This window comes from Actinoplanes sp. M2I2 (assembly GCF_023544445.1).
Classification (GTDB): domain Bacteria; phylum Actinomycetota; class Actinomycetes; order Mycobacteriales; family Micromonosporaceae; genus Actinoplanes.
On record NZ_JALPVJ010000004.1, the window covers coordinates 298,009 to 320,089 of the forward strand.

General features: G+C 69.5%; 26 protein-coding genes and 1 tRNA gene. 15 read left to right on the plus strand and 12 right to left on the minus strand.

Annotated elements, in window-relative coordinates:
- The first annotated feature begins 211 nt into the window (after positions 1-211).
- Entirely contained in the window at positions 212-925 is a 714-nt protein-coding gene (locus HJC40_RS09315; RefSeq protein ID WP_250000326.1) for a class I SAM-dependent methyltransferase, read from the plus strand.
- A gap of 60 nt (positions 926-985) precedes the next feature.
- On the opposite strand, the gene HJC40_RS09320 is transcribed toward HJC40_RS09315, so the two are convergent.
- On the minus strand, positions 986-1,516 hold the full coding sequence (locus tag HJC40_RS09320; protein WP_250000328.1) for a YbhB/YbcL family Raf kinase inhibitor-like protein: 531 nt from the start codon (positions 1,514-1,516) through the stop codon (positions 986-988).
- A 352-nt stretch (positions 1,517-1,868) separates the two neighbouring features.
- On the opposite strand from HJC40_RS09320, the gene HJC40_RS09325 reads away from it, so the two are divergent.
- Positions 1,869-3,065: a GAF domain-containing sensor histidine kinase gene (locus HJC40_RS09325; RefSeq protein ID WP_250000330.1), complete on the plus strand. Its 1,197-nt coding sequence runs from the start codon at positions 1,869-1,871 to the stop codon at positions 3,063-3,065.
- A gap of 23 nt (positions 3,066-3,088) precedes the next feature.
- Here HJC40_RS09325 and HJC40_RS46100 read toward each other — a convergent pair whose 3' ends face one another.
- The 4 genes from HJC40_RS46100 to HJC40_RS09345 all read right to left on the minus strand — a co-directional run bounded on the left by HJC40_RS46100 (position 3,089) and on the right by HJC40_RS09345 (position 8,054).
- Entirely contained in the window at positions 3,089-4,075 is a 987-nt protein-coding gene (locus HJC40_RS46100) for an NlpC/P60 family protein (RefSeq protein ID WP_250000332.1), read from the minus strand.
- Positions 4,076-4,425: 350 nt separating this feature from the next.
- Positions 4,426-5,064 carry a DUF4352 domain-containing protein gene (locus HJC40_RS09335; protein ID WP_250000334.1) on the minus strand — a complete coding sequence of 213 codons (639 nt, stop codon included), beginning with the start codon at positions 5,062-5,064 and terminating at the stop codon, positions 4,426-4,428.
- A 149-nt stretch (positions 5,065-5,213) separates the two neighbouring features.
- Positions 5,214-6,173: an NAD(P)H-quinone oxidoreductase gene (locus tag HJC40_RS09340; protein WP_250000336.1), complete on the minus strand. Its 960-nt coding sequence runs from the start codon at positions 6,171-6,173 to the stop codon at positions 5,214-5,216.
- 24 nt (positions 6,174-6,197) lie between these two features.
- The gene (locus tag HJC40_RS09345; protein ID WP_250000338.1) at positions 6,198-8,054 is read right to left on the minus strand and encodes a ricin-type beta-trefoil lectin domain protein; all 1,857 of its coding nucleotides are present in this window, start codon (positions 8,052-8,054) and stop codon (positions 6,198-6,200) included.
- Between the two features lie 214 nt (positions 8,055-8,268).
- On the opposite strand from HJC40_RS09345, the gene HJC40_RS09350 reads away from it, so the two are divergent.
- The 6 genes from HJC40_RS09350 (at position 8,269) to HJC40_RS09375 (ending at position 11,747) form a co-directional block, all read left to right on the plus strand.
- Positions 8,269-8,353: transfer RNA gene (locus tag HJC40_RS09350), tRNA-Ser, on the plus strand.
- Positions 8,354-8,781: 428 nt separating this feature from the next.
- Entirely contained in the window at positions 8,782-9,963 is a 1,182-nt protein-coding gene (locus HJC40_RS09355; RefSeq protein WP_250000341.1) for a helix-turn-helix domain-containing protein, read from the plus strand.
- A 131-nt stretch (positions 9,964-10,094) separates the two neighbouring features.
- Positions 10,095-10,376 (plus strand): hypothetical protein, encoded by a 282-nt coding sequence (locus tag HJC40_RS09360; RefSeq protein ID WP_250000343.1) that lies wholly within the window; start codon positions 10,095-10,097, stop codon positions 10,374-10,376.
- Positions 10,373-10,633, plus strand: coding sequence for a hypothetical protein (locus tag HJC40_RS09365; protein WP_250000345.1), 261 nt, complete (start codon positions 10,373-10,375; stop codon positions 10,631-10,633). Before HJC40_RS09360 ends, HJC40_RS09365 begins: the two co-directional genes overlap by 4 nt.
- Entirely contained in the window at positions 10,630-10,950 is a 321-nt protein-coding gene (locus HJC40_RS09370; protein WP_250000347.1) for a hypothetical protein, read from the plus strand. The genes HJC40_RS09365 and HJC40_RS09370 overlap by 4 nt, the downstream gene beginning before the upstream one ends.
- Positions 10,951-11,108: 158 nt before the next feature.
- Positions 11,109-11,747 carry a hypothetical protein gene (locus tag HJC40_RS09375; protein ID WP_250000350.1) on the plus strand — a complete coding sequence of 213 codons (639 nt, stop codon included), beginning with the start codon at positions 11,109-11,111 and terminating at the stop codon, positions 11,745-11,747.
- A 121-nt stretch (positions 11,748-11,868) separates the two neighbouring features.
- On the opposite strand, the gene HJC40_RS09380 is transcribed toward HJC40_RS09375, so the two are convergent.
- On the minus strand, positions 11,869-12,288 hold the full coding sequence (locus tag HJC40_RS09380; RefSeq protein WP_250000352.1) for a hypothetical protein: 420 nt from the start codon (positions 12,286-12,288) through the stop codon (positions 11,869-11,871).
- Positions 12,289-12,438: 150 nt separating this feature from the next.
- Positions 12,439-13,116, minus strand: coding sequence for a hypothetical protein (locus tag HJC40_RS09385; protein ID WP_250000354.1), 678 nt, complete (start codon positions 13,114-13,116; stop codon positions 12,439-12,441).
- A gap of 266 nt (positions 13,117-13,382) precedes the next feature.
- Here HJC40_RS09385 and HJC40_RS09390 point away from each other — a divergent pair, with 266 nt between their 5' ends.
- From HJC40_RS09390 to HJC40_RS09400, 3 genes are all read left to right on the plus strand, one after another.
- Complete coding sequence (locus tag HJC40_RS09390; protein ID WP_250000356.1) at positions 13,383-14,558, plus strand: helix-turn-helix transcriptional regulator; 1,176 nt, start codon at positions 13,383-13,385, stop codon at positions 14,556-14,558.
- A gap of 94 nt (positions 14,559-14,652) precedes the next feature.
- On the plus strand, positions 14,653-15,027 hold the full coding sequence (locus tag HJC40_RS09395; RefSeq protein ID WP_250000358.1) for a hypothetical protein: 375 nt from the start codon (positions 14,653-14,655) through the stop codon (positions 15,025-15,027).
- 76 nt (positions 15,028-15,103) lie between these two features.
- Complete coding sequence (locus HJC40_RS09400; protein ID WP_250000360.1) at positions 15,104-15,622, plus strand: hypothetical protein; 519 nt, start codon at positions 15,104-15,106, stop codon at positions 15,620-15,622.
- A 13-nt stretch (positions 15,623-15,635) separates the two neighbouring features.
- Here HJC40_RS09400 and soxR read toward each other — a convergent pair whose 3' ends face one another.
- Complete coding sequence (gene soxR / locus HJC40_RS09405; RefSeq protein WP_250000363.1) at positions 15,636-16,076, minus strand: redox-sensitive transcriptional activator SoxR; 441 nt, start codon at positions 16,074-16,076, stop codon at positions 15,636-15,638.
- Between the two features lie 45 nt (positions 16,077-16,121).
- On the opposite strand from soxR, the gene HJC40_RS09410 reads away from it, so the two are divergent.
- Both HJC40_RS09410 and HJC40_RS09415 read left to right on the plus strand, forming a co-directional pair.
- Complete coding sequence (locus HJC40_RS09410) at positions 16,122-16,802, plus strand: thiamine pyrophosphate-dependent enzyme (protein WP_250000365.1); 681 nt, start codon at positions 16,122-16,124, stop codon at positions 16,800-16,802.
- An 8-nt stretch (positions 16,803-16,810) separates the two neighbouring features.
- Positions 16,811-17,680 carry a transketolase family protein gene (locus tag HJC40_RS09415; protein ID WP_250000744.1) on the plus strand — a complete coding sequence of 290 codons (870 nt, stop codon included), beginning with the start codon at positions 16,811-16,813 and terminating at the stop codon, positions 17,678-17,680.
- 34 nt (positions 17,681-17,714) lie between these two features.
- Here the strand turns inward: HJC40_RS09415 and HJC40_RS09420 are convergent, their stop codons facing one another.
- On the minus strand, positions 17,715-18,152 hold the full coding sequence (locus HJC40_RS09420; protein ID WP_250000367.1) for a hypothetical protein: 438 nt from the start codon (positions 18,150-18,152) through the stop codon (positions 17,715-17,717).
- A gap of 58 nt (positions 18,153-18,210) precedes the next feature.
- Positions 18,211-19,341 carry an acetyl-CoA C-acyltransferase gene (locus HJC40_RS09425; RefSeq protein WP_250000370.1) on the minus strand — a complete coding sequence of 377 codons (1,131 nt, stop codon included), beginning with the start codon at positions 19,339-19,341 and terminating at the stop codon, positions 18,211-18,213.
- A gap of 36 nt (positions 19,342-19,377) precedes the next feature.
- Here HJC40_RS09425 and HJC40_RS09430 point away from each other — a divergent pair, with 36 nt between their 5' ends.
- Positions 19,378-19,788: a PH domain-containing protein gene (locus HJC40_RS09430; RefSeq protein ID WP_250000372.1), complete on the plus strand. Its 411-nt coding sequence runs from the start codon at positions 19,378-19,380 to the stop codon at positions 19,786-19,788.
- Here the strand turns inward: HJC40_RS09430 and HJC40_RS09435 are convergent.
- Complete coding sequence (locus HJC40_RS09435) at positions 19,777-20,688, minus strand: rhomboid family intramembrane serine protease (RefSeq protein ID WP_250000375.1); 912 nt, start codon at positions 20,686-20,688, stop codon at positions 19,777-19,779. The genes HJC40_RS09430 and HJC40_RS09435 overlap by 12 nt on opposite strands.
- A 14-nt stretch (positions 20,689-20,702) precedes the next feature.
- Positions 20,703-21,233 carry a peptidylprolyl isomerase gene (locus HJC40_RS09440; RefSeq protein ID WP_250000377.1) on the minus strand — a complete coding sequence of 177 codons (531 nt, stop codon included), beginning with the start codon at positions 21,231-21,233 and terminating at the stop codon, positions 20,703-20,705.
- A 162-nt stretch (positions 21,234-21,395) separates the two neighbouring features.
- On the opposite strand from HJC40_RS09440, the gene HJC40_RS09445 reads away from it, so the two are divergent.
- Positions 21,396-22,037, plus strand: coding sequence for a hypothetical protein (locus HJC40_RS09445; protein ID WP_250000379.1), 642 nt, complete (start codon positions 21,396-21,398; stop codon positions 22,035-22,037).
- Positions 22,038-22,081 lie beyond the last annotated feature (44 nt).

Consider the following 22,081-nt stretch of genomic DNA (forward strand, 5'->3'; position numbering starts at 1 on the left):
TCGAGCGTCCCATGCGTGATCGAGCCGATATGAACAAGGTGTATTCGGCTCGTCATGAGAAGCGGCCGGGCCGAGTACCCACCCCGCCACGTCTCAATCAGGCAAATAATGGGGTGCGGCCAGCGCCTCAACTTTCGGTTGAGCAGAGGAGATGGTTAACTCTTCCGGTCCCGCTGTCAGCTCGGATCAGCAAGACGAGGGAACCTTACATATGGCAGACATCACTGGAGACCAGCGGATCCAGTCCGAAGTGCTCGAGGGCCTCGCCACGGCTGTGAACCATCGGCGGTGGTTCGTGGAGCTCGCTCTCCCGTACCTCGGGGACAACCCGATCGAGATCGGCAGCGGCCTCGGAGACTACGCGATCGAGTGGGCCGAGCACCTTCCGCGGTTCACGGCGACCGAAGCCGACCCGGACCGGCTCGTGCAACTCAAGGAGCGCATGGCCGGCCACCCGAACATCGAGGTGCGCCAGATGCTGCTCCCGTCGCCCGAGGCGAACGGCGAGTACAGCGCGGCAGTCTCGTACAACGTGCTCGAGCACATCGAGGACCACGTCGGCGCGCTGCGGAGCATGGCCGACCTGGTACGCCCGGGCGGACGGGTCATCATCATCGTCCCGGCGTTCATGTTCGCGATGAGCAACGTCGACATCGCCACCGGGCACATCCGCCGCTACACCAAGAAGTCGATGCGCGCCGCCATGGACGAGGCCGGCCTGCGGATCGAGAAGATGCACTACGCGAACGCGCTCGGCCTGATCGGCTACTACGGCGCGACCAGCATCTTCAAGCTGGCGCCCAAGGAAGGCCCGATGGTCAAGGTGTACGACTCGATCGTGCTGCCGGTGACCAAGGCGGCCGAGAGCGTCATGAAGCCGCCGTTCGGCCAGTCCGTCTTCGTCGTGGCCCGCACGCCCGCCTGATCGGCCGGACAAGCGAAAGGCCGCCGGGTCGACCCGGCGGCCTTGAACTCGTACCAGAACTCAGCCCTTGACCTGGAACGTCGGCCGGATGGTGGCCCGGGCCAGGGTGTGGAAGGCCAGGTTGAAGCCGACGTAGGCGGGCGACGCCTCCGGCGGGACCTCGAGCTTGTCGACGTCGATCGCGTGCACCGCGAAGACGTAGCGGTGGGGGCGGTCGCCGGGCGGCGGGGCCGAACCGCCGTAGTTGCTCTCGCCGTAGTCGTTGCGCACGCAGAACGCGTCGCCCGGCAGCGGGTCGACGCCGCGCGGCAGTTCCGTCGTGGTGACCGGCAGGTTGACCAGCACCCAGTGCCAGAAACCGCTGCCCGTGGGGGCGTCCGGGTCGAAGCACGTCACCACGAAACCGCGCGTCTCGGCGGGGAAACCCGACCACGCGAGCTGGGGCGACAGGTTCTTGCCACCCACGCTGGTGTGGGCGAACAACTCGTCGAGCGGCCGGCCGTCGGTCACGTCCGCGCTGGTCACCGTGAAAGACGGGACCGCGGGCAGGAGATCGTACGGATCCGGGGCTACGGCGCGTTCGAGACTCATCGTGATGTCCTCCGGCGGGGAGACGGACCTTCTCTCCGGACGAACAGTAGCCCGTTGACGTATCCCTCGCCTTTCGCTCCGGTGACGCCGCGCCGTCACCCGATCGGGCGGACGCACAGCAGGTGCGTACGTGATTTCCCGGGCCGGGTGATGCTTCTGTCTGACATCCGACCGGGTGCGTGCGGCAGAGATCCCCGCGCCTGGTCGCGATCGGTCGCTGAGAACACCGGACGGCGGCCAGCAAGTCGGCACCCGCACTCGAGGCGGGTGCCGACTGCCGTTTCGGCCGGTGTCACCGTAGCTGTGCGACGAATCCCACCATATCGGCCGTCATGGGTGAGACGATCGGATCATGAGGGCCTCCCTGCCTCCGAACGAACCCGCCCGGCTCGCGGCCCTGTACGACACCCAGGTGCTCGACACCGCGCCGGAGGAGGACTTCGACGACATCGCCCTGCTCGCGTCGCAGATCTGCGGCACGCCGATGGGTCTGGTCACCCTGGTCGATCAGGACCGGCAGTGGTTCAAGGCCAAGGTCGGCACCGAGCTCGAAGCGGTACCGCGCGATCTGTTCTTCTGCGCGCACACGATCACGTCGCATGACGTGCTCGAGGTGCCGGACTCGAAGGACGACCTGCGGTTCGCCGACAACCCGGCCGTCAACGCCCAGGGCATCCGCTTCTACGCCGGGGCGCCGGTGGTGCTCGACGGGGCGTACGCGGTCGGCACGGTCTGTGTCGTCGACCAGGAGCCGCGGGTGCTCACCGCCCTGCAGCGGCGCGCGCTGCGCAGCCTGGCCCGGCACGCGTCGGTGCAGCTCGAGCTGCGCCGCTATGCCCGGCACGCGGCCGAGATCGCCGACCGGGTCCGTCAGGTCGACCGGATGAAGGACTCGTTCCTCGCGACGGTCAGCCACGAGCTGCGCACGCCGCTGTCGACGATCCGCGGCTACCTGGAGATGTTGCTGGAGGACGACTTCGACGCCGAGACGTCGCGCCGGTTCCTGTCGGTGATGTCCCGCAACTCCGACCGGCTGCTGCGGCTCATCGACGAGCTGCTGATGGTGGCGAAGATGACCGAAGACCGGATGCAGCTGGACCTGGCCGAGGTCGACCTGGCCGATCTCGCCCACCAGTCGATCGCCGCCTGCCGGCCGCTGGCCGAGCACCGTGGGGTCAAGCTGCGTGACCGCACCGAGCGCCCGGTGCCGGCCCGGGGCGACGCCAAGCGACTCGCCCAGGTGCTGAACCACCTGCTGGTCAACGCGATCAAGTTCACCCACCCGGACGGCGAGATCACCGTCTACTCGACGGCCGAGGGTGAGCCGGATCTCACGATCACGGACACCGGGGTGGGCATCTCGGCCGAAGACCTGCCGCACGTCTTCGACCGGTTCTATCGCTGCGCCGCGGCGGAGCTGATGGCGGTGCAGGGTCCCGGCCTCGGCCTGGCCATCGTCAAGTCGATCATCGAGGCGCATCACGGCAGCGTGCACCTGGAGAGCGAGCCCGGCGAGGGTACGAGCGTGCGGCTGACCCTGCCGCGCTGAGGAGCGCGGCAGGGCCGTTCCGCCTATCCGCCGATGCGGGCGACCCGCAGGCCGTTGTACACCTTGCGGTAGACCACCCCGGTACGGTGGTTGCCCGCGTCGATCATCATGCCGCGACCCATGTAGATGCCCACGTGGCCAGGCCCGACGACCAGGTCGCCGGGGCGGGCCTGGGCCCGCGAGACCGAGCGGGACCGGGCCGCCTGGGCTCCGGACGAGTGCGGCAGCCTGATGCCGGCCAGCGCGTAGGCCCGCTTGGTGAACCCGGAACAGTCGAAACCGTTCGGGCCCAGGCCGCCGCTGACGTAGCGCTTCCCGACCTGCGACCGGGCGAAGGCGATGACCGCCGTCATCCCGCTGCCCAGGCGCATGACCCGCTGGCTCCGCTTGGCCGTCGCGTGCTTGGTGACGACCGAGCGCAGATGACGCGGCGCGACCCGGTCGTACCTCCGGCTGGAGGACCGGTCGCCCGTGCGGTCGTACGTCCGGTCATCGGTCCGGTCGTAGGTCCCGTCGCCGGTTCCTTCGCCGGTTCCGTCGTACGCCCGCGGGCTCTCGGCGGCGAGCGCGGCGGCCCGCTGAGTCTCCCGGAGCGCCCGCAGCTTGACCTTGCGCACCTGGAGGGCCCGGCGGGCAGCGATCTCGCGAGCGGCCGCCTCAGCCTGGTCGAGCAGGGCTTCCCGTCCGGCCACGGTCTCACCGGGGAGGACCTCGTCCACCTCGGCCGGGTTTCCCCGCAGGTGCTCGCGGAACTCCACCGCGGCCAGGGTCTCGACGGTGCGCAGGGCCTCCCTCTCGTCGACGACGGCCAGCTCGACAGCCGCGCGCAACGCCTGACCGCCGTCCGGGACGGCGAACGGATTGGTCCGGGCCGGGATCGCCGGAGCGGCGCGGTGGGCGAGCGAGGGGCGCCGGGGGGCGGCGCGCGAAGCACGCTCAGTTGTCGTGGTGCGTTCCTCGATCCTGAGGTTCTCGGCGGTGCCGGGACCGACCGGGTGGGCGGGCGGCACGGCCTCGGCAACGTGCTCGACAGGGTCTAGAGCCGGTGAGATGACAGCCAGCGCGATAGCGCCGGCCGTGAGTGCCCGGCTCGGGGACGGACAGTGCAGTGTTGCCTCCGACATCGGTCCGGGGCACTCGCGCGAATCCCTGCGACGTGGCATTAGCGTGCACCGCGCCGGCGCCGCCCTATGACGGACGGCAATGGGAACCCGGACTACTCGTTAATTCCGACGACCATGCCAACACAGAACGGGAATGTTTCGGGGCCGAAATCGCACAATCACCCTCGCCCATCGGCGAAAAGAATACGATTTACGCACTCGATCGGTGACCATGGATCCTTGAGATATCCCTGTGATCAGGGCAACGGCACTCGGACGCCCGTACTGTATGGCGACTTGTGCAGCATGAAGGCTGCCAGCCGGATCCCCTTCGGCACGTCGAACGGGACCACGCCGTGCCGGGTCGCGCCCGGCGGAATCTCGTCCAGGAGCGACGGATCCCGGTCATTGATCAGCACTGCGGCCTGTTCGGCCACCCTATGGGAACGGCCGTGCTCGTCGACCGCGCGCTGGGCGCCCGGATCGAGCAGGCGAGGCTCCTTCCCGGTGTTCCGCGCAGCCATGTCGACCAGGCAGAACTCACCTTCGGCGGCGAGCGGGAGGTCGGCTGGACCGACCGCCGCGACGCCGCACTTCGTCGTGCTGAGAGAGATCTCGAGAGTGCCTTCGGAAGCTGTCACGATGGCCGGCGCGGGCACAGCGTCCCGCACCGGGACAGCATCCGACGTCGCCACGGCGATGTCGCGGGCGGTGGCGGTCGGGGTCACCGGAACGGCTGAATCTTCGCCTGTCCGGTACGCGAGATATGTCCCTACCCCGGCCAGCACGAGCACAAACACTCCACCCGCGATCCACGGCGCTTTTCCGCGCCGGGGATCGCGCGGATCCGACGCCACAGGCGTGGACCGCGCGGGGCGCAGCGGCGTATTGGTCACGAGACCTCCCGGTGTCGCTCGGCCGATCACTCGACCGAAGTCACACCATGCTGGGTAGTTTCCCGACCTAAACCGTGTCGCCGCGCCGCAAAAAAGCGGACAAAGATGCAGCAAGCTCCTTTTTGATCACTCGAAAGCATGAGTTCTCCTCAAGGAGTCAGCAGAATTTTCCCCACGTGATCGCTCGACTCCATCAGCCGGTGCGCCTCGGCCGCCTCGGCCAGCGGCATCGTGGTGTCGATGATCGGCCGGATGGCCCCGGCCTCGACCAGCGGCCACACCTCCCGGGTCACGCCGGCGACGATGCGGGCCTTGTCGGCGACCGGGCGGGCCCGCAGGCTCGTCGACGACACCGACGCGCGCTTGGCCATCAAAGCGCCGAAGTCGAGTTCCGCCTTGCGGCCACCCTGCATGCCGATAACGCTCAGCCGGCCGTTCGGCGCGAGGGCCTCGATGTTGCGGCTCAGATACTTCGCGCCCACGATGTCGAGGATCACGTCGGCGCCGCGGCCGTTGAAGTCGTGGACGACGGCCACGAAGTCGTCGCTCGTGTAGTCGATCACCAGGTCGGCGCCGAGCCCCCGCAGCGTGTCGTGCTTGCCCGCCCGGGCGGTGGTCACCACCGACGCGCCGAGCGCCTTGCCGAGCTGGATCGCAAACGTGCCGATCCCGCTGCCGCCGCCGTGCACCAGCAGCGTCTGGCCCTTGCGGAGGCGGTCGCGGTCGACCACGTTCGACCAGACGGTGCAGGCACACTCGGGCAAGGCGGCCGCCTCGGTCAGCGAGAGACCGGCGGGCACCGGCAGCAACTGCCCGGCCGGCACCGCGACCTTCTCCGCGTAACCGCCGCCGGCCAGCAGCGCGCTGACCCGCTCGCCGACGTGCCGGTCGGTGACGCCCGGGCCGACGGCGCTGATCACCCCGGCGCACTCGAGACCCGGGTAGGGCGAAGCGCCGGGTGGCTGCGGGTAGTGCCCCTGACGCTGAGCGACGTCGGCCCGGTTGACGCCGGCGGCGATGACGTCGATGACGACCTCACCGTCGCCGGCCTCCGGGTCCTCAACCTCGCGCCGGACCAGCTGCTTGTCCTCGATCACGATCGCTTGCATGGGTCCAGCTTGCCCGAACGGCGGTCAGGGCGCGGTCCACTTCTGGTTCGCGGCGCCGGTGCACGACCAGAGCTGCAGCTTCGCGCCGTTGGCGGTGCTGTTGTCCTTGACATCGAGACACTTGCCCGAGGCGGTGTTCACGATGTCCCGGGCCGCCGTGACCGTCCACTTCTGACTCGCCACCGAGTCGAGGCAGTCCCACTGGTGGATCGCCGCGCCGTCGGCCGTCGCATTGTTCGCCACGTCGAGGCACTTGCCCAGCCCGCGGATCGTCCCGTCGGCGCCCACCGTCCACTGCTGGTTGGTGTTGCCCGCGGTGCAGTCCCACAGCTGCGGCTGGTTGCTGTTCGCGGTCGATCCGTCGCTCACGTCCAGGCACTTGCCGCCGAGCCCGGTGATCGTGCCGGTGCGGCCGCTGCCACCGCCGCCGCCCGACTGCGAACCGCTCCAGGTGAAGGTGGCCGAGGTGCGCGCCGGCAGGTTGTAGACGAACGACTGCCCGCCCCAGTTCACCTTGACGCTCTGGGCGCTGCCGCCGGGGTTGTGGGCGATGAGCGCCTTCGAGCCGTCGCTGTTGCGGAAGGCCACGTTGGGCACCGCGCCGTTCGCGCTGGAGTCGATGCGTACGGCTCCCGGGCGGACGAACTTGGTCAGGTGGCCCATCGTGTAGTACTCGACGGTGTAGTCGACCTGGCCGCTGCGCGAGTCGCCCCGGTGCACGGTGACCAGACCCGTACAGGTGCCGCAGCCGCCGTTGTGCGGGCCCATGTTCTGGTCGACGGCGAGCGACCACTTCGTCCAGGCGCGGCCCCAGTTACGGAAGTACTCGATGAGGTCGCCCATGTCCTCGGCGTGCTGGTCGGTCACCCAGGTGCCGCCCGAGTGCTCGGTCATGTACATGTTCACGGACGGGTACTGGTTACGCACCGTGCTCGCGGTCGACGGGTTGCCGCCGTAGTCGTGCCAGGCGATGCCGCCGAAGTTGGGGTGGTTGCGGATCGCGGCGTCCCCGACGAGCGGCGCGACCCACTGGTCGTACGTGTCGAAGTTCCAGTCTCCGATGAGGAGCTTGGTGTTCAGGCCGGCCTGCTGCAGAGCCGGCATCAGGTCGTTCTTGGCGAACGACTGCAGACCGGAGACGGGCCACTGCATCGAGGGATACCCGGGGCAGCAGCCCGGCTCGTTCTGCGACGTGACGTAGCGGATCGGCACGCCCTGCGACTGGTAGCCCTGGATGTAACGGACGAAATACTGGGCGTACGTCTTGTAGTACTGCGCCTGCAGATAGCCCTGGCTGTAGGCGTTGTTGTCCTTCATCCACGGCGGCGCCGACCACGGCGAGGCCATCACGAAGCCCGCCGGGTTGAGGCCGACCGCCTGCTTGGTGAGCGCCATGACGTCGGCGTCGCGGGCCAGCGAGAAGTCGTTCAGGTCGCAGCACGTGGTGTCGTACGAGAAGTTGTTCTGCGCCAGGTCGGACGACCCGATGACGTTGCGGATCGCGCTCACCCCGATGCCGCCGGTCGGGCTGAACAGCTTGGTCATCACGTCGTTCTGGGTGGCCGCCGAGAGCGCGCCGCTGCCGCGGAGGTTGAAGGCGGCCGTGTCCGTGATCGACGCGCCGGCGCCCTCGAACTGCTGGTAGGACGTGTTCTCGTTGACCGTGATGGTCTGGCCGGCCGATCCGCCGCCGGCGGCGAACGCGATCGGTGACTGCTGCTGGAGACCGCGGGTGACGGTGCGGCCGCCGCTGTCGCTGGTCGTCGTGAGATAGACGTTCACCGACTCGTTGGCGGCGAACGCCTCGGGTGCGATCAGCACGGTCGCGGACACGACCGCGGCCGCGGATGCGACCCACCCGATCTTCCTGGGGATGGACATTCGGGACTCCCTTGCCTGAGGTGGGGGCCTTGGCCGGGAAAGGTAAAGGCTCTGAACCATAAACATGAACGTCGATGGTGTGTCAACGGCTGTAAATGTTCCAGAGAGCGCGTTCCAGCAGCTCAGCGGCATGTTAAAAGTGTTGATACAAGTTTTCGGGCGACTCCCCGCCGAGCGGCGTCCGGTGGTCTGGCAGACTGGGAGAGCACCAGCGGGAGGGCTCGCCTAGTGGCCGATGGCGCCGGTCTTGAAAACCGGTAAGGGGAAACTCTTCGTGGGTTCGAATCCCACGCCCTCCGCCTCATCCGGCCCAGGTCAGCGGCACTGCCGACCTGGGCATGGGAGCCGGTCACCGGGCCCGGAAGACGCCGTGGATCGCCTCGCGCGGCCGATCTTGGTACTCACTGCGACCAGGTCCCCGGGCACATCGACCGGCTGGAGGACGGGGAGTTCTCCATCGGGCCGGGCCCGGTGATAAGCCAAGATGACCTTGCGGCAGGCCTCGGACGCCGGCGTGATCCCGTGGAGCTACGACGCGGCGCAGATGCGGCCGCACCGTAAGGACGAGGCGGCTGAAGCCGAGCGGAAAGGACGGCAGGGCACTGCTGTGCGAGCGCGCCGATTTCGAGCAATGGGCGAACAGCAGGTCGAGCTAGCCTTGCAAACGCGGGGGTGGCCGGAGTAGAGGTCGGCCACCCACCCCCTGTCCTCTACCGGGGAGCACGACATGGCCGCCTCGATCGGCGAACGACTCCGTCAGCTGCGAAGCGAACGCGGACTGACTCAGGAGGAATTGGCGCGCCTCGCCTCGGTGAGCGTTGACCTGGTGAAGAAGCTGGAGCAAGGCCGACGCGAATCCGCGCGGCTCACCTCGCTCGCTGCCCTGGCCGATTCCCTCGACGTTCCACTGTCGGAGCTCACCGACAAACGGCCACGGCTGGACGGCGGCGGCGACCGCCTCGTGCTCGGCCTCCGCGACGCCCTACTCACGCCCGACCTGTTGCCTGGCATGGACGCCGAACCCGACCAGGACCCGACTCCGGCGCCGCGGCTACGCACGATGCTGAGCGACGGGTGGCGTGACTACTGGTCCGGCCGGTTCGTGGAGCTGGCGCGGCGTACGCCCGGCTTAGTGACCGAGGCGCGGCAGACACAGCGAGCTGGCATGGACGGCGGCGACGTCGTCCTCTCCCAGGCCTACCAGTTGTCGGCCTGCCTGCTCGTACACCTTGGCCGCGACGACCTGGCCTTGATCGGCGCCGAGCGTGCGGTGAACGCGGCCACGGCCGGCGTCGACGAGCTCCAGTGGGGCGCGGCGCACGGCACCTATTCGTGGGTGCTGATGAACCAGGCCCGCAACGAGGACGCTGAGCGGGTCGCGCAGCGCGTGGCCGAGCGGATCGAGCCGCGGATGAGCACGGCCACTCCGCAGCAATTGACGGTGTGGGGTGGCATGGTGCTGTGGGCAATGGCCGCGGCGTCGGCGGCCGGGCGCGCTGATGCGACCAACGACTATCTGGCGTTGGCGCGCGCCGGCGCCGCACGCATGGACAGCGACCGCCTGGACTACGCCCTGAACTTCGGACCCACTCAGGTCGCCATGCAGGACACCTACGCCCAGGTGACGATGGACCGGCCAGACCGGGCACTGATCGCATCGGAGCGGGTTCAGTACGAGCGCCTCAAGCCGATCTCCTACGGTCGGCATTTGCTCGACGTAGCGCAGGCTCAAGCAGCCATGCGAAGCGACGCTGACGCGGTCGACACACTCGTACGGGCCAAGACCCTGGCGCCGGTGTGGTTCCGCCACCAGGTCGCGGCGAGGAGCCTGGTCGCAGAGGTGGTCGAGCGGCGCACGCGGCTCACGGGACCAATGCGGGATCTCGTCCGGTCGCTCGACGCGCACTGACCAGTAGGACACTGCGTCCCCCTTCGCTGCTTGCTGGGCAACTAACGAGGTCACCATGTCCCTGTTAGCTCGGTAGTGATCGCCATACCGTCCGTAGTGAAGGTGGCGGGCGTGCGTTCTCCCCAGTTCCGATGCCCGCTGCCTTCGCCCAGACGGTGACGGTGCGGGAGGCGACCAGCATGCGCAGGCACGGGCCCATCGAGCACACGCCGCGGCGACGGTGGATCCCCCTGCTCAAGCCGAAGCGGTGCACCTGCGGCGACGAGCTGCCCTGCTACATCGGCACCATGCTCGCCCGGCTGCCGTTCTTCGACCGATCCGCCCGGCCGACCTGGGACGCACCGACCACGATTCAACGCCCGCTGATGACGCCCGGGCAGGCGCACCGCAGTAGCCAGGGCGGCCGGTGGTGAGCGTGATCGCGCCGCGCCGGACCCGCGGCCACTGGATGCGCGAGCCTTGGCCGCGAACGGTGGAGGGTGAGGTCGCAGCGCTGCGGGTCGCGTTCCCGCTGTGGGAGGTCGAGCACCGGGCCGACGCGGACGACGGGTTTCCGTTCCGGGCGACGAGGCCGCGGGCGGATGGCAGCCATCACGGCCGGTTGGCTTACGACGGCCGCGGGCTCGGCCTGGCGATGGAACAGTCCGAAGCGGAGCCGGACCTGTGGTGACCGTCGACGAGTCCCGTGACCCGTACGGGGCAAACGCGATGAACGCGGACCAGCAGGCCAAGCACTACGCCGGTCTGGTGGCCGAGGCGGTAGCCGCCGGTCGCCGGTGCGAGATCTGCCCGCAAGCGCCGACAGCGATCGTGCTGATTTTTGAGACCGAGCACCTCCTGTGCCCGGAGCACGCAGGCAAGGCAGATCGGCTTCACGCTCAGACCGTCGACTTCGTCGGCGAGGAGCGTGACCTCAGCCGGATCATCCGGTGGTATCCCGAGCGCGACGACCTTTACCGGCGCCGACGGCAGAAGCACCTGTCGTAGGCCCGAGCCTGGGGCGGCTTCCTGGCTGGCGCTGCGGAGTGGCCGCCCTGCCCACCTACGGGCGGGACTGCGGCAGGGTCGTGTGATCACCGGTGCACTGGCCCTGCCGCAGCGCAAAGCACCTCAAGAGCAGACCGACCGGATGGGGGCATCATGCAATGGCGGCACGCGACGCCGGGGAGGTCACCGCCCGGCAGCTAGACTCCCTGACCGACTCTGAACAGGCGAAACGATCGGAGCACAGCATGCAGCTCGCCCAGGTCCTCGACGTCGTCGAGCGGCTGCTCGTAGCCGCCGAACATCCCGAGATCGTCAAGGTCGAGCGGTACGGGACGGCGACAGAGCCGTGGGGACCGGACGCCGCGCGGTCACGGACAACCACGATTTCCGGGCTGAAGGCGACCTTCACGTCCACCTCCACAGCGCTGCTCAACGGGCGGATTCTTCCCGGCGTGGTCGACGTGCCGATGCCTGCCGAGCTGCCGCTGCCCACGCTCCGGGCCCCCCGCTTCGCGACGTTCGTCGCGCAGCTCCTGAACGTCGCACGCCCAAAGCAGTTCACGTCATGGCAGCTCGTCAGTCCGCCGGCCATGGGCCCGGCGGACCGACCCGGAACGCTGCCCTACGGAATCAGCATCTCGTGCGCGGACGGGACCAAAATGCTCCTCCTGTGCCAGGCCACCGGCGCCATGGTCGGCAAAGAGCCTGAGGAGGAGCCATTCCCCGGATACGTGATCCCCGAAGGAGTCAAGACATGCCTCCAGGAAGTCAGTGCTCAGCCTGCGGCGCCCGCGTAGGCGTTCCGCCCGGCAGCTCCTGCCCGCCCCAACGGGGCGCGAACGGCGGCTGTTCGACCGGGCTGGTCGCGAAACCACCTTCAGGGGGCGACCTTGCTGCTCGCCGGCAAGATCGTCGGTGTCAGGCGACGGCGACGCCCGACGTGCAGGTGGCTTCCTTGATGTCGCCGCTGTCGATGAGGCAGAGCTCGATGTAGACCGAGGAGCCGTCGACGATGCTCTTGTTGAAGCTCTTCGAGCTTCCCGCGCCGCCGCCGTAGTAGAGATCGGCCGGGTAGATCCAGATGTTGTCCGGGGTCCGGTAGTAGTAGCTGACGTTCACCCCGGCGCCGTCCGACCTCTGGTCGTAGAGGGTGAAGATCTCGCCGGTGGCGTTGAAGAAGACGCCCCCGCCGTTGGCCGCGTACCCGTTCCCCGCCCTGGTCACCATGGTCAGGTTCGTCTCCGCGTGCGCCGGCGCGGCGCCCAGCGCGAGCGCCATCCCGGTCGCGGCCGCCGCCGCCAGCGCCCCGGTGACCAATCTATGGACAAACTTTCGCATGCTGTTCCCCCGTTGTCCTTTTAGGATATTTACGGAGATCATAAACATGCGGCAGCGGGGCGCGCTGCCCCGTCCTGGCCTTCGATGCCCCTCGCGTAGGCCTTGAGCAGCACATTGACGCTGTGACCGCCCACTCCGCGACCCGGACTGCTAGGCGGTCGCGGACGGGCGGAGCAGGGCTGCAAGGTCTTCGATCCGGCGGGAAAGTTCCTGGATCTCGGGTCGCAGCGCCGCCGCGGTGCGGTCGATGATCTCGTCCTTCTCGGTGTCGGAGAGGAACTCCTTGTTGGTGCGGGCGGTGGTCCGCACGTTCTCGTCGACCTTGTTGATCTCGGCGCGGATCCAGTTCTTGTCAGCGGCGGTCAGTGCCACGGGGATGTCCTCCAGGTGCCATGAGGCGGTCGAGGCTTCGAGGGACGAGTTGTAGGAGCCGGAGAAGTGCGCGTGTTTGTCGTGCGGGTTCCCACCGGTGTACCGGGTCTGCCGCCAGCCGTTCGAGGCTTCCCAGATGCGCCGGTTGTAGATGATGTACCGCAGCCGCTTCTCCGCCCCGGACCGGCAGCGGCCGAGCAGGAACTGAACGACCGCCTCCATCGACAAGCCGGGCACACGCAGGTCGGCGTCGATGTCGATGGCGTGCACCTCGTTGACGCGGTCGGCGTCACGGATCGGGACGTTGCCGGTCTCGTCCGGGTTGTGGTCGGACTGCGTCCCCTGGTGCGCGAGGTCGCCCACGCTGCCGTCGCTAGCCCTGTCCCGGCTGGGCGCGATCGCGTTGAAGTCGGAGCGCAGCCGTGCGAGGCAGGGCACCAGGATCCAGCTGGCCATGATGGACCTTTCTCGAGATGCGGACCCGGCAACGGAGATGTCGCCACCAGACCACGAGATCCGCCAAAGCGGGCATTGTAGTCAGCGGTGGAGCCGACCAGGCCTGTCGCGGTTCGGATATCTCTACCGTTCCCGCCGAACGCCGACATATGCGCCCCGATCGATCCTGGTCATGAGCTCCAAGGGGACCCTCGCCTGTACCGTTGTCCGGGTTCGAATCCCACGTCCTCCGCCACCGCGCCCTGACCGCTACCAGGGAAATGCCGATGACCGATCCGTCGTCACGATTCGCCATCGAGTTGCGGCGCCTTCGCCTGGAACGTGCCCTTTCCTACCGTGCGCTCGCCGACCTGGCGCACCACGGCAAGAGCTACATCGAAGACCTCGAGAAGGGTCGGAGATCGCCCAGCCCCGTGGTCGCGGATCGGCTCGATGAAGCCCTGCGTGCTCAGGGTCGACTCGCCGCGACGCTGCGTCCGGTCACCGACGCGGATGTGGACTCGGAACTGGAGGCAGTCGAGCTGGCCCGCCGCGTCACGGCGTCGGACGTGAGCACGGAGACCCTCGACAGGCTGGAGCAGGCGGCCGACGCGATGGCGATGGCGTACGCGACCACTCCTCCCGACCAGTTGCTGCCGCGCGTACGGCGGCACCTCGACTACGTCGGCCTGCTCGTCGACGCTCGTAAGACACTCGCCCACCATCGGCGGCTGCTCGTCATCGGCGGCTGGTTCGCGCTGCTGCGAGCCACCCTGCACATCGATCTCCGCCAAGCCCGGGCGGCGGAGGCCTATTTGAGCACCGCCGCACAGCTGGCCGATCAGACCGGACACGCGGAAATCGCCGCCTGGTGCCTGGAGACCCGTGCGTGGGAGGTGCTGACCAGCGGCGACTTCGAACAAGCCCGGTCACTTTCCCAGCAGGCTCAGGCCGTCGCCCCAGCCGGAGGCTCCGCGATCGTCCAAGCCACCGCTCAGGAGGGTCGCGCCTGGGCGCGGCTGGGCGACCGACGGCAGACCCGGCGGACCCTGGACCGAGTCGAACGGCTCGCCGGGCAACGCCCGCCGCCGGACCATCCCGAGCACCATTACCGCTACGACCCCGGCAAGGCGCACGCCTACGCGGCTACAACGTTGGCCTGGGCCGGCGATCCGGCCGCTGAAGCAATTGCCCGCACGGTGATCGCCGAGCTCGAAGCCGACGGCGCTCGGCCCCGCCGGGTGGCATCGGCTCACTTGGACCTCGGCCTGGCGCTGTTGGCCGCCGGCAAACCGGACGAGGCGGCGGCGTCGGCGAGCCTCGCGATCACCTCCGGCCGGATCGTCGCCTCCAATTGGTGGCGTGCGGCCGAGGTAATCGCCGGTGTGCAGGCGGCGGGTATCGCCGAGGCACGTGACCTTCGAGAGGTTGCCGAGGCGCATCGGCCCGCGACCAACGCCTGATCCCCGGCCTCTGTCCGCTGTCTGCGGACGAACAGGTGCGAACAGCGGACAGCCGTCATCTGCACGGAACGTGATCGGTCGTCCACGATCGGGAATGAAAGCGGCGGCGCTTTCCCACCACACGCGCCGCTGTCTTCCCTGCACCGGTGACGACGCGGAGGCGACTGACCATGGGACACGGCAAATCAAGGGAACACAGCAGGCGGCGGTGGAACCCCTTGCTCAAACCGAAGCGGTGCAACCCGTGATGCACACGCCGGAGCACCTGGCTGAGCGGCCGGCTTGGGATTGCGGGGTCTGCGGGCAACCATGGCCGTGCGCGCCCGCGAGGGAGCGGCTGATCCGGCAGTACGGCCGTGGCACCGCGTTGGCCATGCTGGCTTGGCAGTATCTCGAAGAGGCCGTTCGCGACCTTCCCGACGGCCCGCCGGGTGTGCTGTTCGAACGCTTCGTGCGCTGGACGCGGTGACCCGGCGGGCAGGGTGACCAGCGCGTTCCGGCTAAACTCGCGGCGCCTCGACGAGGCGGAATGATCGGAGCGACAGATGCAGCTGGCCCAGGTCCTCGACGTGATCGAGCGGTTGCTCGTGGCCGCTCAGCACCCGGACATCGTCAAGGTCGAGCGCTACGGCACGGCGACCGAGCCCTGGGGGCCGTCCGCGGCCAAGTCGCGGAGCAGCAGCATCGCCGGGGTGCGGGTCACCTACAGCTCGACGGCGACAGCAGCGCTCTGGGGCGCGGTCGCGGCCGGCGAGAAGCCGCTTCCGTTGCCGGATCAACCGCCGCGGATCAGCGATCGGGTCGCGCGCCTGTCGGTCCTCGTCGTTCAGCTCCTCGACGTCGCCCGTCCGCCCGTCTTCACGTCCTGGCATCTGGTGTCCCTGCCGGGCCTCGGTCCGACCGACGGTCAGGGATCGGCGCCCGTGGGCGTGAGCCTGGTCTGCTCGGACGGCACCAGGATGCTGCTGCGGGCGGCCTCGACCGGGGCCACCCTCGGCGACGAGCCCGACAGCGATCCGTACGGTGACTACGCCATTCCGGCCGAGGTCACGACCGCCTCGTAGGCGGCCCAGGCGCTCAGCCGGGAGGGTCGAGCAGGATGCGGGCGCCGGGTCCGTCACCGGCCAGGCGGTCGTCCGGATTGATCAGTTTGCACCGGTTCAGCGACAGGCAGCCGCAGCCGATGCACCCGGACAGGTCGTCCCGCAGCCGCTGCATGAGGGCGATCTTCTCCTCGAGCCGGTGCCGCCACCGGTCCGACAGCCGGGCCCAGTCGGCCCGGGTCGGAGTGCGGTTCTCGGGCAGTTCCGCCAGGGCCGAGCGGATCTCGTCGAGCGAGACGCCGACCTGCTGGGCGATCCGGATGAAGGCGACCCGCCGCAGTTCGGTCCGCTCGTACCGGCGCTGGTTGCCGGAGGTGCGGGCGGAGTGGATCAGGCCCTCGCGCTCGTAGTAGCGCAGGGCCGACGGGGCCACCCCGCTGCGGGCGGCGAAGTCACCTATGGTGAGCGTCTCCATCGCGTCCCTTGAGTTGAAGTGCACTTCAACTTGCAGCCTATCCCCATGACAGCGACAGCAGTGCAATCCGACCGGCTCGGCACCCTGCTGAGCCGACTGACCGGGGACGAGAAACACGCGCCGAGCGCCCACTCGACGCTGGACGTCCTCTGGGTGCTCTACGACCGGGTCCTGCGGGTCACGCCGGAGACCGTCGCCGCGCCCGACCGCGACCGCTTCCTGCTCTCCAAGGGGCACGGCCCGGCCGCCTACTACGCCGTCCTGGCCGCGAAGGGATTCTTCCCCGAGGACTGGCTCGACGACCTGGGCGGCTGGGACAGCCCGCTCGGCCACCATCCCGACCGGGTGCGCATCCCCGGCGTCGAAGTCGGCACCGGCTCGCTCGGGCACGGTCTCGGGCTGGGCATCGGCGTCGCCCTCGGCCTGCGGGCCCAGGGCTTCACGAGATCGCGGACGTTCGTGCTGCTGGGCGACGCCGAGCTCGACGAGGGCTCCAACCACGAGGGGATCGCGTACGCCGCCGCGACCCGCCTGCCGATCACGGCGATCGTCATCGACAACCAGTCGTCGACGCACGGCTGGCCCGGTGGGATCGCCGCGCGCTTCCCCGGCTGGGACGTATCCGTTGTGAACGGACGCGATTGGAACCGCCTGGAACGCGCGCTGAAGCCCCGGCACGACCGACCCAACCTGATCGTCGCCACCGTCGAGCGCAAGGGGAGCTGAGCGAGATGATGCGGGATACGTTCATCGCCACCACGACCGCGTTGCTGGACGACGATCCGCGAACCGCGCTGGTGCTCGCCGACATCTCGGCCGAGTCGTTCGCCCCGGCCCGCCGGCGGCACCCCGAGCGGGTGCTCAACGTCGGCATCCGCGAGCAGCTGATGGCGAGCGTCGCGGGCGGGCTCGCGCTCACCGGCCTGCGGCCCTACCTGCACTCGTACGCGCCGTTCGCCGTCGACCGGGCCTACGAACAGCTCAAACTCGACCTGGGCCACCAGGACGTGGGCGCGGTGGTGGTCACCATCGGCGGCTCGTACGACGCCGCGGCCGAGGGCTACACGCACCAGTCACCCGGCGACGTCGCCCTGCTCGACACGCTCGAGGGCTGGACCGTCCACGTGCCCGGGCATCAGGACGAGGTGCCGGCGATGCTGCGGGAGGCGGCCCGGCACGACGACCGGGTGTACGTGCGCCTGACCGAGCAGCAGAACACCCGCGCCTACCCGGACGGCGGGCCGCTGCTCGTGCTGCGCCGCGGTGGGCCGCTGGTGGTGGCGGTCGGGCCGATGCTCGACCCCGTGCTCGAGGCGACGACCGGCCTGGACGTGACGGTGGCGTACACCAACCGGCCGCGCCCGCTCGACGCCGGCGGGCTGCGGGCGCTGACCGAGGGCGACGTCGTGGTCGTCGAGCCGTACCTGGCCGGGACCTCGGCCGCCGCGGTCGGCTCGGCCCTCGGGGGAGTGTCGCACCGGGTGCTGCACCTGGGGGTCGGGCGTTCCGAGATCCGCCGCTACGGCACCTGGCCGGACCACGCGCGGGCGCACGGCCTCGACGCACCGGGTCTGCGCGCCTCGATCGTCGACTTCCTCGGCTGAGCCGATCAGGCCGAGCCGGTGAGGCTGGGCCCGGTCAGGCTGCGACCGCGGCCTTGGCGTGGAAGACCTGCCTGAGCAACTCGTCCATGTGCCAGACCGTGTCCGGGCTGCTCAGGCGCATCCGGAACCGCTCACGCACCCCGTCGACCGCGGTCGCCGCGATGTCGATCGCCGACCGGGAAGCCGCCGGGCTCCACGTGACGTTGCTCAGGTGCCGCAGGTTGGCGTTCAGGTGCAGCCGCAACCGGTGCAGCACCTTGGTCTCCTGGGTCACCACGAGCCGGCGGTGCGTCAGCACCAGCATGAACTCGCCGGCCAGGGGCGCCTCGGGGCGCAGACATCGGCCGACCAGGACGGTGGTCTCGTCCGGCTCGACGCAGCGGCGGACGACGGGTAGGTGCCGGCTGACGGTCGGGATGGTGATACCGGCCTCGGCCGCAGCGGGAAGGAACGTACGGGAGAACACGTCCATGTGGCGTTTAACGGCAGCTTGCGGGGGAAGACGCTGCCACCGGCCGATGAATGTCGAATTACAAAGTCTCGACGATCGTTGCGTTGGCCATACCGGCGCCCTCACACATGGTCTGCAGGCCGTAACGCAGGCCGGACTGTCGCATGTGGTGCAGCATCGTCGTCATGATCCGCGCGCCGGAGGCCCCGAGCGGGTGACCCAGAGCGATCGCCCCGCCGCGCGGGTTGAGCCGGGCGGGGTCGGCGCCGGTCTCGGCCAGCCAGGCCAGCGGCACCGGCGCGAACGCCTCGTTCACCTCGTAGACGCCGAGGTCGCCGATCGTCAGGCCCGACTTGGCCAGCGCCTTGGCGGTGGCCGGCATGGGAGCGGTCAGCACCATCACCGGGTCGGCGGCGGCGATGACGGCGGTGTGCACGCGGGCCAGCGGCCGGAGCCCGTGCGCGGCGGCCCACTCCGAGGTGGTGACCGCCAGCGCCGCGGCGCCGTCCGAGATCTGTGACGCCGTGCCCGCGGTGATCCGGCCGTTCTCGCGGAAGGGTGTCCGGAGCCCGGCCAGCTTGTCCAGCGTCGTGTCCCGGCGGATGCCCTCGTCCCGCTTCACCCCGGCGATCGGCTCGATCTCGGCGTCGAACTCGCCGGCGTCCTGCGCCCGGGTCGCCGCGGCGTGGCTGGACAGCGCGTACTCCTCCAGCCGGGCCCGGGACAGATCCCAGCGCTCGGCCACCAGCTCGGCGCCGACGCCCTGATCGAACGACTCCACGCCGTACCGCTCGCGCACGCTCTGGCCGTACGGGTCGGCGCCCTGACCGCTCGAGCCCATCGGCACCCTGGTCATCGACTCGACGCCACCGGCCACGATCAGGTCGGCCTGGCCGGAGATCACCGTTGCGGCCGCGAAGTGCAGCGCCTGCTGGCTGGAACCGCACTGCCGGTCGATGGTCGTGCCGGGGACCGACTCGGGCCAGCCCGCGGCCAGCACGGCGTTGCGGCCGATGTTCCAGGACTGCTCGGCCACCTGGGAGACGCAGCCCCAGTGCACGTCGTCGACATCGGCCGGCTCGAATCCGGTGCGCTCGGCCAGCGCCCGCAGCACCTGGGCCGACAACTCCACCGGGTGCACACCGGCCAGGCCGCCGCCACGCCGGCCGATCGGGGTCCGGACCGCTCCGACAATCACCGCATCACGCATGGATCGACGGTAACTCGCGCTGCCATAGTGGTGGGCATGCAGTGGCGTATCAAGCCGGTCCTGCCGGTCAGCAAGCTCATCGGTGTCGTCGCCGTCGTCGTGCTGGCGTTCGCGTTCGCCGGGCGCGACCCGGTGCGCTGGGTGCTCGCCGCCGTGGTCGTGGTGGCGCTGCTCGGCTGGACGCTGCGGGACCTGCTGCGGCCGGTCCGGCTGGCCGCGGATGCCGACGGCGTCACCGTCGTGACGGGCTTCGCCGGCCGGCGCCGGCTCTCGTGGGCTCAGATCGAGCGCGTACGGGTCGATCGCCGCACCCACCGAGGCCTGCGCAGCGAGATGCTCGAGCTCGACGCCGGCGAGGCCATCTATCTGTTCAGCGCGAACGACCTGGGGGCGCTGCCCGACGACGTCGCCGCCGCGCTGGCCGACCTGCGGGTGTCAGCCCAGTAACGTCTGAGTTCGCAGCAGCGCGGCGATCAGCAGGACGACGAAGACGGCCGCACACCCCAGACCCTGGATCAGGTTGCGCCGGTTGCTCGGGGCGTAGGCCAGGACGACGGCGACGATGCCACCGACGATCAGGCCGCCGATGTGCCCGGCGACCGACACGTTCGGCACGGTGAAGGTGAAGAGTAGGTTGATCACCAGCAGCGGGATCAGCTGGGTGATGTCGAGCCGCAGCCGCCGGTTGACGACGATCATCGCCAGCACCAGGCCGAAGATCGACGTCGAGGCGCCGGCCGCCTGGGCGTTCGGAGCGGTGAACAGATAGGCCGCGACGTTGCCGCCGATGCCGGCCAGCAGATAGAGCCCGGCGAAGCGCAGCGGGCCCAGCTTCTCCTCGAGATAGCGGCCCAGCTGCCAGAGCAGCCACATGTTCAGCAGCAGGTGCAGCGCGCCGTAGTGCAGGAACATGGCCGTGACGAGGCGGTACCACTCGCCGGCGGCGATACCGTGCGGTTCACCGCCGAGGACGTACGGCGCGTAGCCGAGCACCGAGCCCCAGCGGGTGACCGAGGTGCCCTCGCCCATCAGGCCGAACCACCCGCCGGCGCCGGCGATCGCCCGGCCACCGCCGACGACCGCCGAGGCGATGAAGAACAGTGCGTTGATGCCGATCAGCGCCCGGGTCACGTAACCGGCCCGGCCGGCTGTGCTGCCGCCGAAGGCGGTGCGCGCCTGGCGCTGGGTGCGCCGCCCCTCGGCGACGCACTCCGGGCACTGGTGACCGACCGAGGCCTCGTTCATGCAATCAGGGCAGATCGGCCGGTCACACCGTGTGCACCGGATGTAAGTCTCCTTGGACGGGTGGCGGTAGCAGACCGGAACCGTCGACGGAGCCTCACTCATACCTCAACGGTACTTCAGTCGTTCACGTGCTCGATTTCCACGCGCTCGACGACGACGTCCTCACGCGGGCGGTCGCCCGGACCGGTCGGCGTGGTGGCGATCGAGTCGACGACCTTGGCCGACTGCTCGTCCGCGACCTGGCCGAAGATCGTGTGCCGACGGTTGAGGTGCGGGGTCGGCGCGACCGTGATGAAGAACTGCGAGCCGTTGGTGCCCGGGCCAGCGTTGGCCATGGCCAGCAGGTACGGGCGGTCGAAGGACAGCTCGGGGTGGAACTCGTCGGCGAACTGGAATCCCGGGCCGCCGCGGCCGGTGCCGGTCGGGTCGCCCAGCTGAACCATGAAGCCGGCGATGACACGGTGCGAGATCGTGCCGTCGTAGTAGGGACCGCTGCCCTTCTGGCCCGTGCGCGGGTCGGTGTAGTCCTTCGTGCCCTCAGCGAGCTCCACGAAGTTGCGCACGGTCGCCGGGGCGTGATCCGGGAACAGCTGGAGCCGGATCGGGCCATGGTTGGTGTGCAGGGTGGCGTAAAGCTTCTCGGCCACGGGTACTCCTGTCTGTGTCGCGGTCGCCCCACCGGTACCACTCGTGGGGGCGATAGGACAGTTCCTTACAGTTCGGATCCTCCCCCATGTGTCTGAAGCGGCAGCGCGGGGGTACCGGTACAGGGCACCATGACGTGACAGACACTCAGGAGGTGGGCACTGGTGATCGCAACTTTGCGCCGCAAGAGCCGTAGCGAGCGGATGAAGAACGAGCTCGGCCAGAGCGTTGACCACTTCAAGCGCGCGGCGTCACTCGCGGCCGCGGAGACCAGCGCGACCGTCGGCCCGACGCTGAACGCGGCGGTCGACCGGGTGCAGCCGGCCGCGGTCAAGGCCAAGGACGTGGCGTCGAGCGGCTGGGAAAGCGCTGTGGCGACCATCACTCCGCTGGTCGCGGCCGCGAACGAGAACGCGCGACTCGCCGGCAAGGTGACCAAGCGCTCGGCCAAGAAGGCCGCGAAGGACAGCGAGAAGGCGGCCAAGGCGAACAAGAAGGCCGCCAAGCAGCTGCAGAAGCGGGCTGGCAAGGCCGTCGGCCGCAAGGAGAAGGGCAAGGGCTCCAAGCTCCTCGGCTTCGCGCTGCTGGGCGCCGCGATCGGCATCGGCGCCGCGTATGCGGCCAAGCGCCGCAGCGCTGCCCAGTGGGACGAGTACGACCCGGCCGCCCCGATCACCTCGACCACCCCGGTGGGTGGCGTGGACGACGCGGCGTTCGAGCCGGAGAAGGTCGAGCCCGAGACCCGTCAGGCCTTCGGTTCGCAGAACGGCACGGTGCCCGACACCGCGCCGAACACCCCTCGGTAAAGCATTGAGTTACGCCCGATCAGGGTGGGTCGCTTCGGTGACCC

Coding starts and splice junctions, on each gene's coding strand:
- HJC40_RS09390 (WP_250000356.1), top strand. CDS start 13,383: ATGACCGATCCGTCGTCACGATTCGCCATCGAGTTGCGGCGCCTTCGC.
- HJC40_RS09415 (WP_250000744.1), top strand. CDS start 16,811: ATGCGGGATACGTTCATCGCCACCACGACCGCGTTGCTGGACGACGAT.
- HJC40_RS09420 (WP_250000367.1), bottom strand. CDS start 18,152: ATGGACGTGTTCTCCCGTACGTTCCTTCCCGCTGCGGCCGAGGCCGGT.
- HJC40_RS09345 (WP_250000338.1), bottom strand. CDS start 8,054: ATGTCCATCCCCAGGAAGATCGGGTGGGTCGCATCCGCGGCCGCGGTC.
- HJC40_RS09320 (WP_250000328.1), bottom strand. CDS start 1,516: ATGAGTCTCGAACGCGCCGTAGCCCCGGATCCGTACGATCTCCTGCCC.
- HJC40_RS09400 (WP_250000360.1), top strand. CDS start 15,104: ATGCAGCTGGCCCAGGTCCTCGACGTGATCGAGCGGTTGCTCGTGGCC.
- soxR (WP_250000363.1), bottom strand. CDS start 16,076: ATGGAGACGCTCACCATAGGTGACTTCGCCGCCCGCAGCGGGGTGGCC.
- HJC40_RS09425 (WP_250000370.1), bottom strand. CDS start 19,341: ATGCGTGATGCGGTGATTGTCGGAGCGGTCCGGACCCCGATCGGCCGG.
- HJC40_RS09325 (WP_250000330.1), top strand. CDS start 1,869: ATGAGGGCCTCCCTGCCTCCGAACGAACCCGCCCGGCTCGCGGCCCTG.
- HJC40_RS09430 (WP_250000372.1), top strand. CDS start 19,378: ATGCAGTGGCGTATCAAGCCGGTCCTGCCGGTCAGCAAGCTCATCGGT.
- HJC40_RS09340 (WP_250000336.1), bottom strand. CDS start 6,173: ATGCAAGCGATCGTGATCGAGGACAAGCAGCTGGTCCGGCGCGAGGTT.
- HJC40_RS09435 (WP_250000375.1), bottom strand. CDS start 20,688: ATGAGTGAGGCTCCGTCGACGGTTCCGGTCTGCTACCGCCACCCGTCC.
- HJC40_RS09315 (WP_250000326.1), top strand. CDS start 212: ATGGCAGACATCACTGGAGACCAGCGGATCCAGTCCGAAGTGCTCGAG.
- HJC40_RS09360 (WP_250000343.1), top strand. CDS start 10,095: ATGCCCGCTGCCTTCGCCCAGACGGTGACGGTGCGGGAGGCGACCAGC.
- HJC40_RS09395 (WP_250000358.1), top strand. CDS start 14,653: ATGAAAGCGGCGGCGCTTTCCCACCACACGCGCCGCTGTCTTCCCTGC.
- HJC40_RS09410 (WP_250000365.1), top strand. CDS start 16,122: ATGACAGCGACAGCAGTGCAATCCGACCGGCTCGGCACCCTGCTGAGC.
- HJC40_RS09385 (WP_250000354.1), bottom strand. CDS start 13,116: ATGGCCAGCTGGATCCTGGTGCCCTGCCTCGCACGGCTGCGCTCCGAC.
- HJC40_RS09375 (WP_250000350.1), top strand. CDS start 11,109: ATGGCGGCACGCGACGCCGGGGAGGTCACCGCCCGGCAGCTAGACTCC.
- HJC40_RS09355 (WP_250000341.1), top strand. CDS start 8,782: ATGGCCGCCTCGATCGGCGAACGACTCCGTCAGCTGCGAAGCGAACGC.
- HJC40_RS09380 (WP_250000352.1), bottom strand. CDS start 12,288: ATGCGAAAGTTTGTCCATAGATTGGTCACCGGGGCGCTGGCGGCGGCG.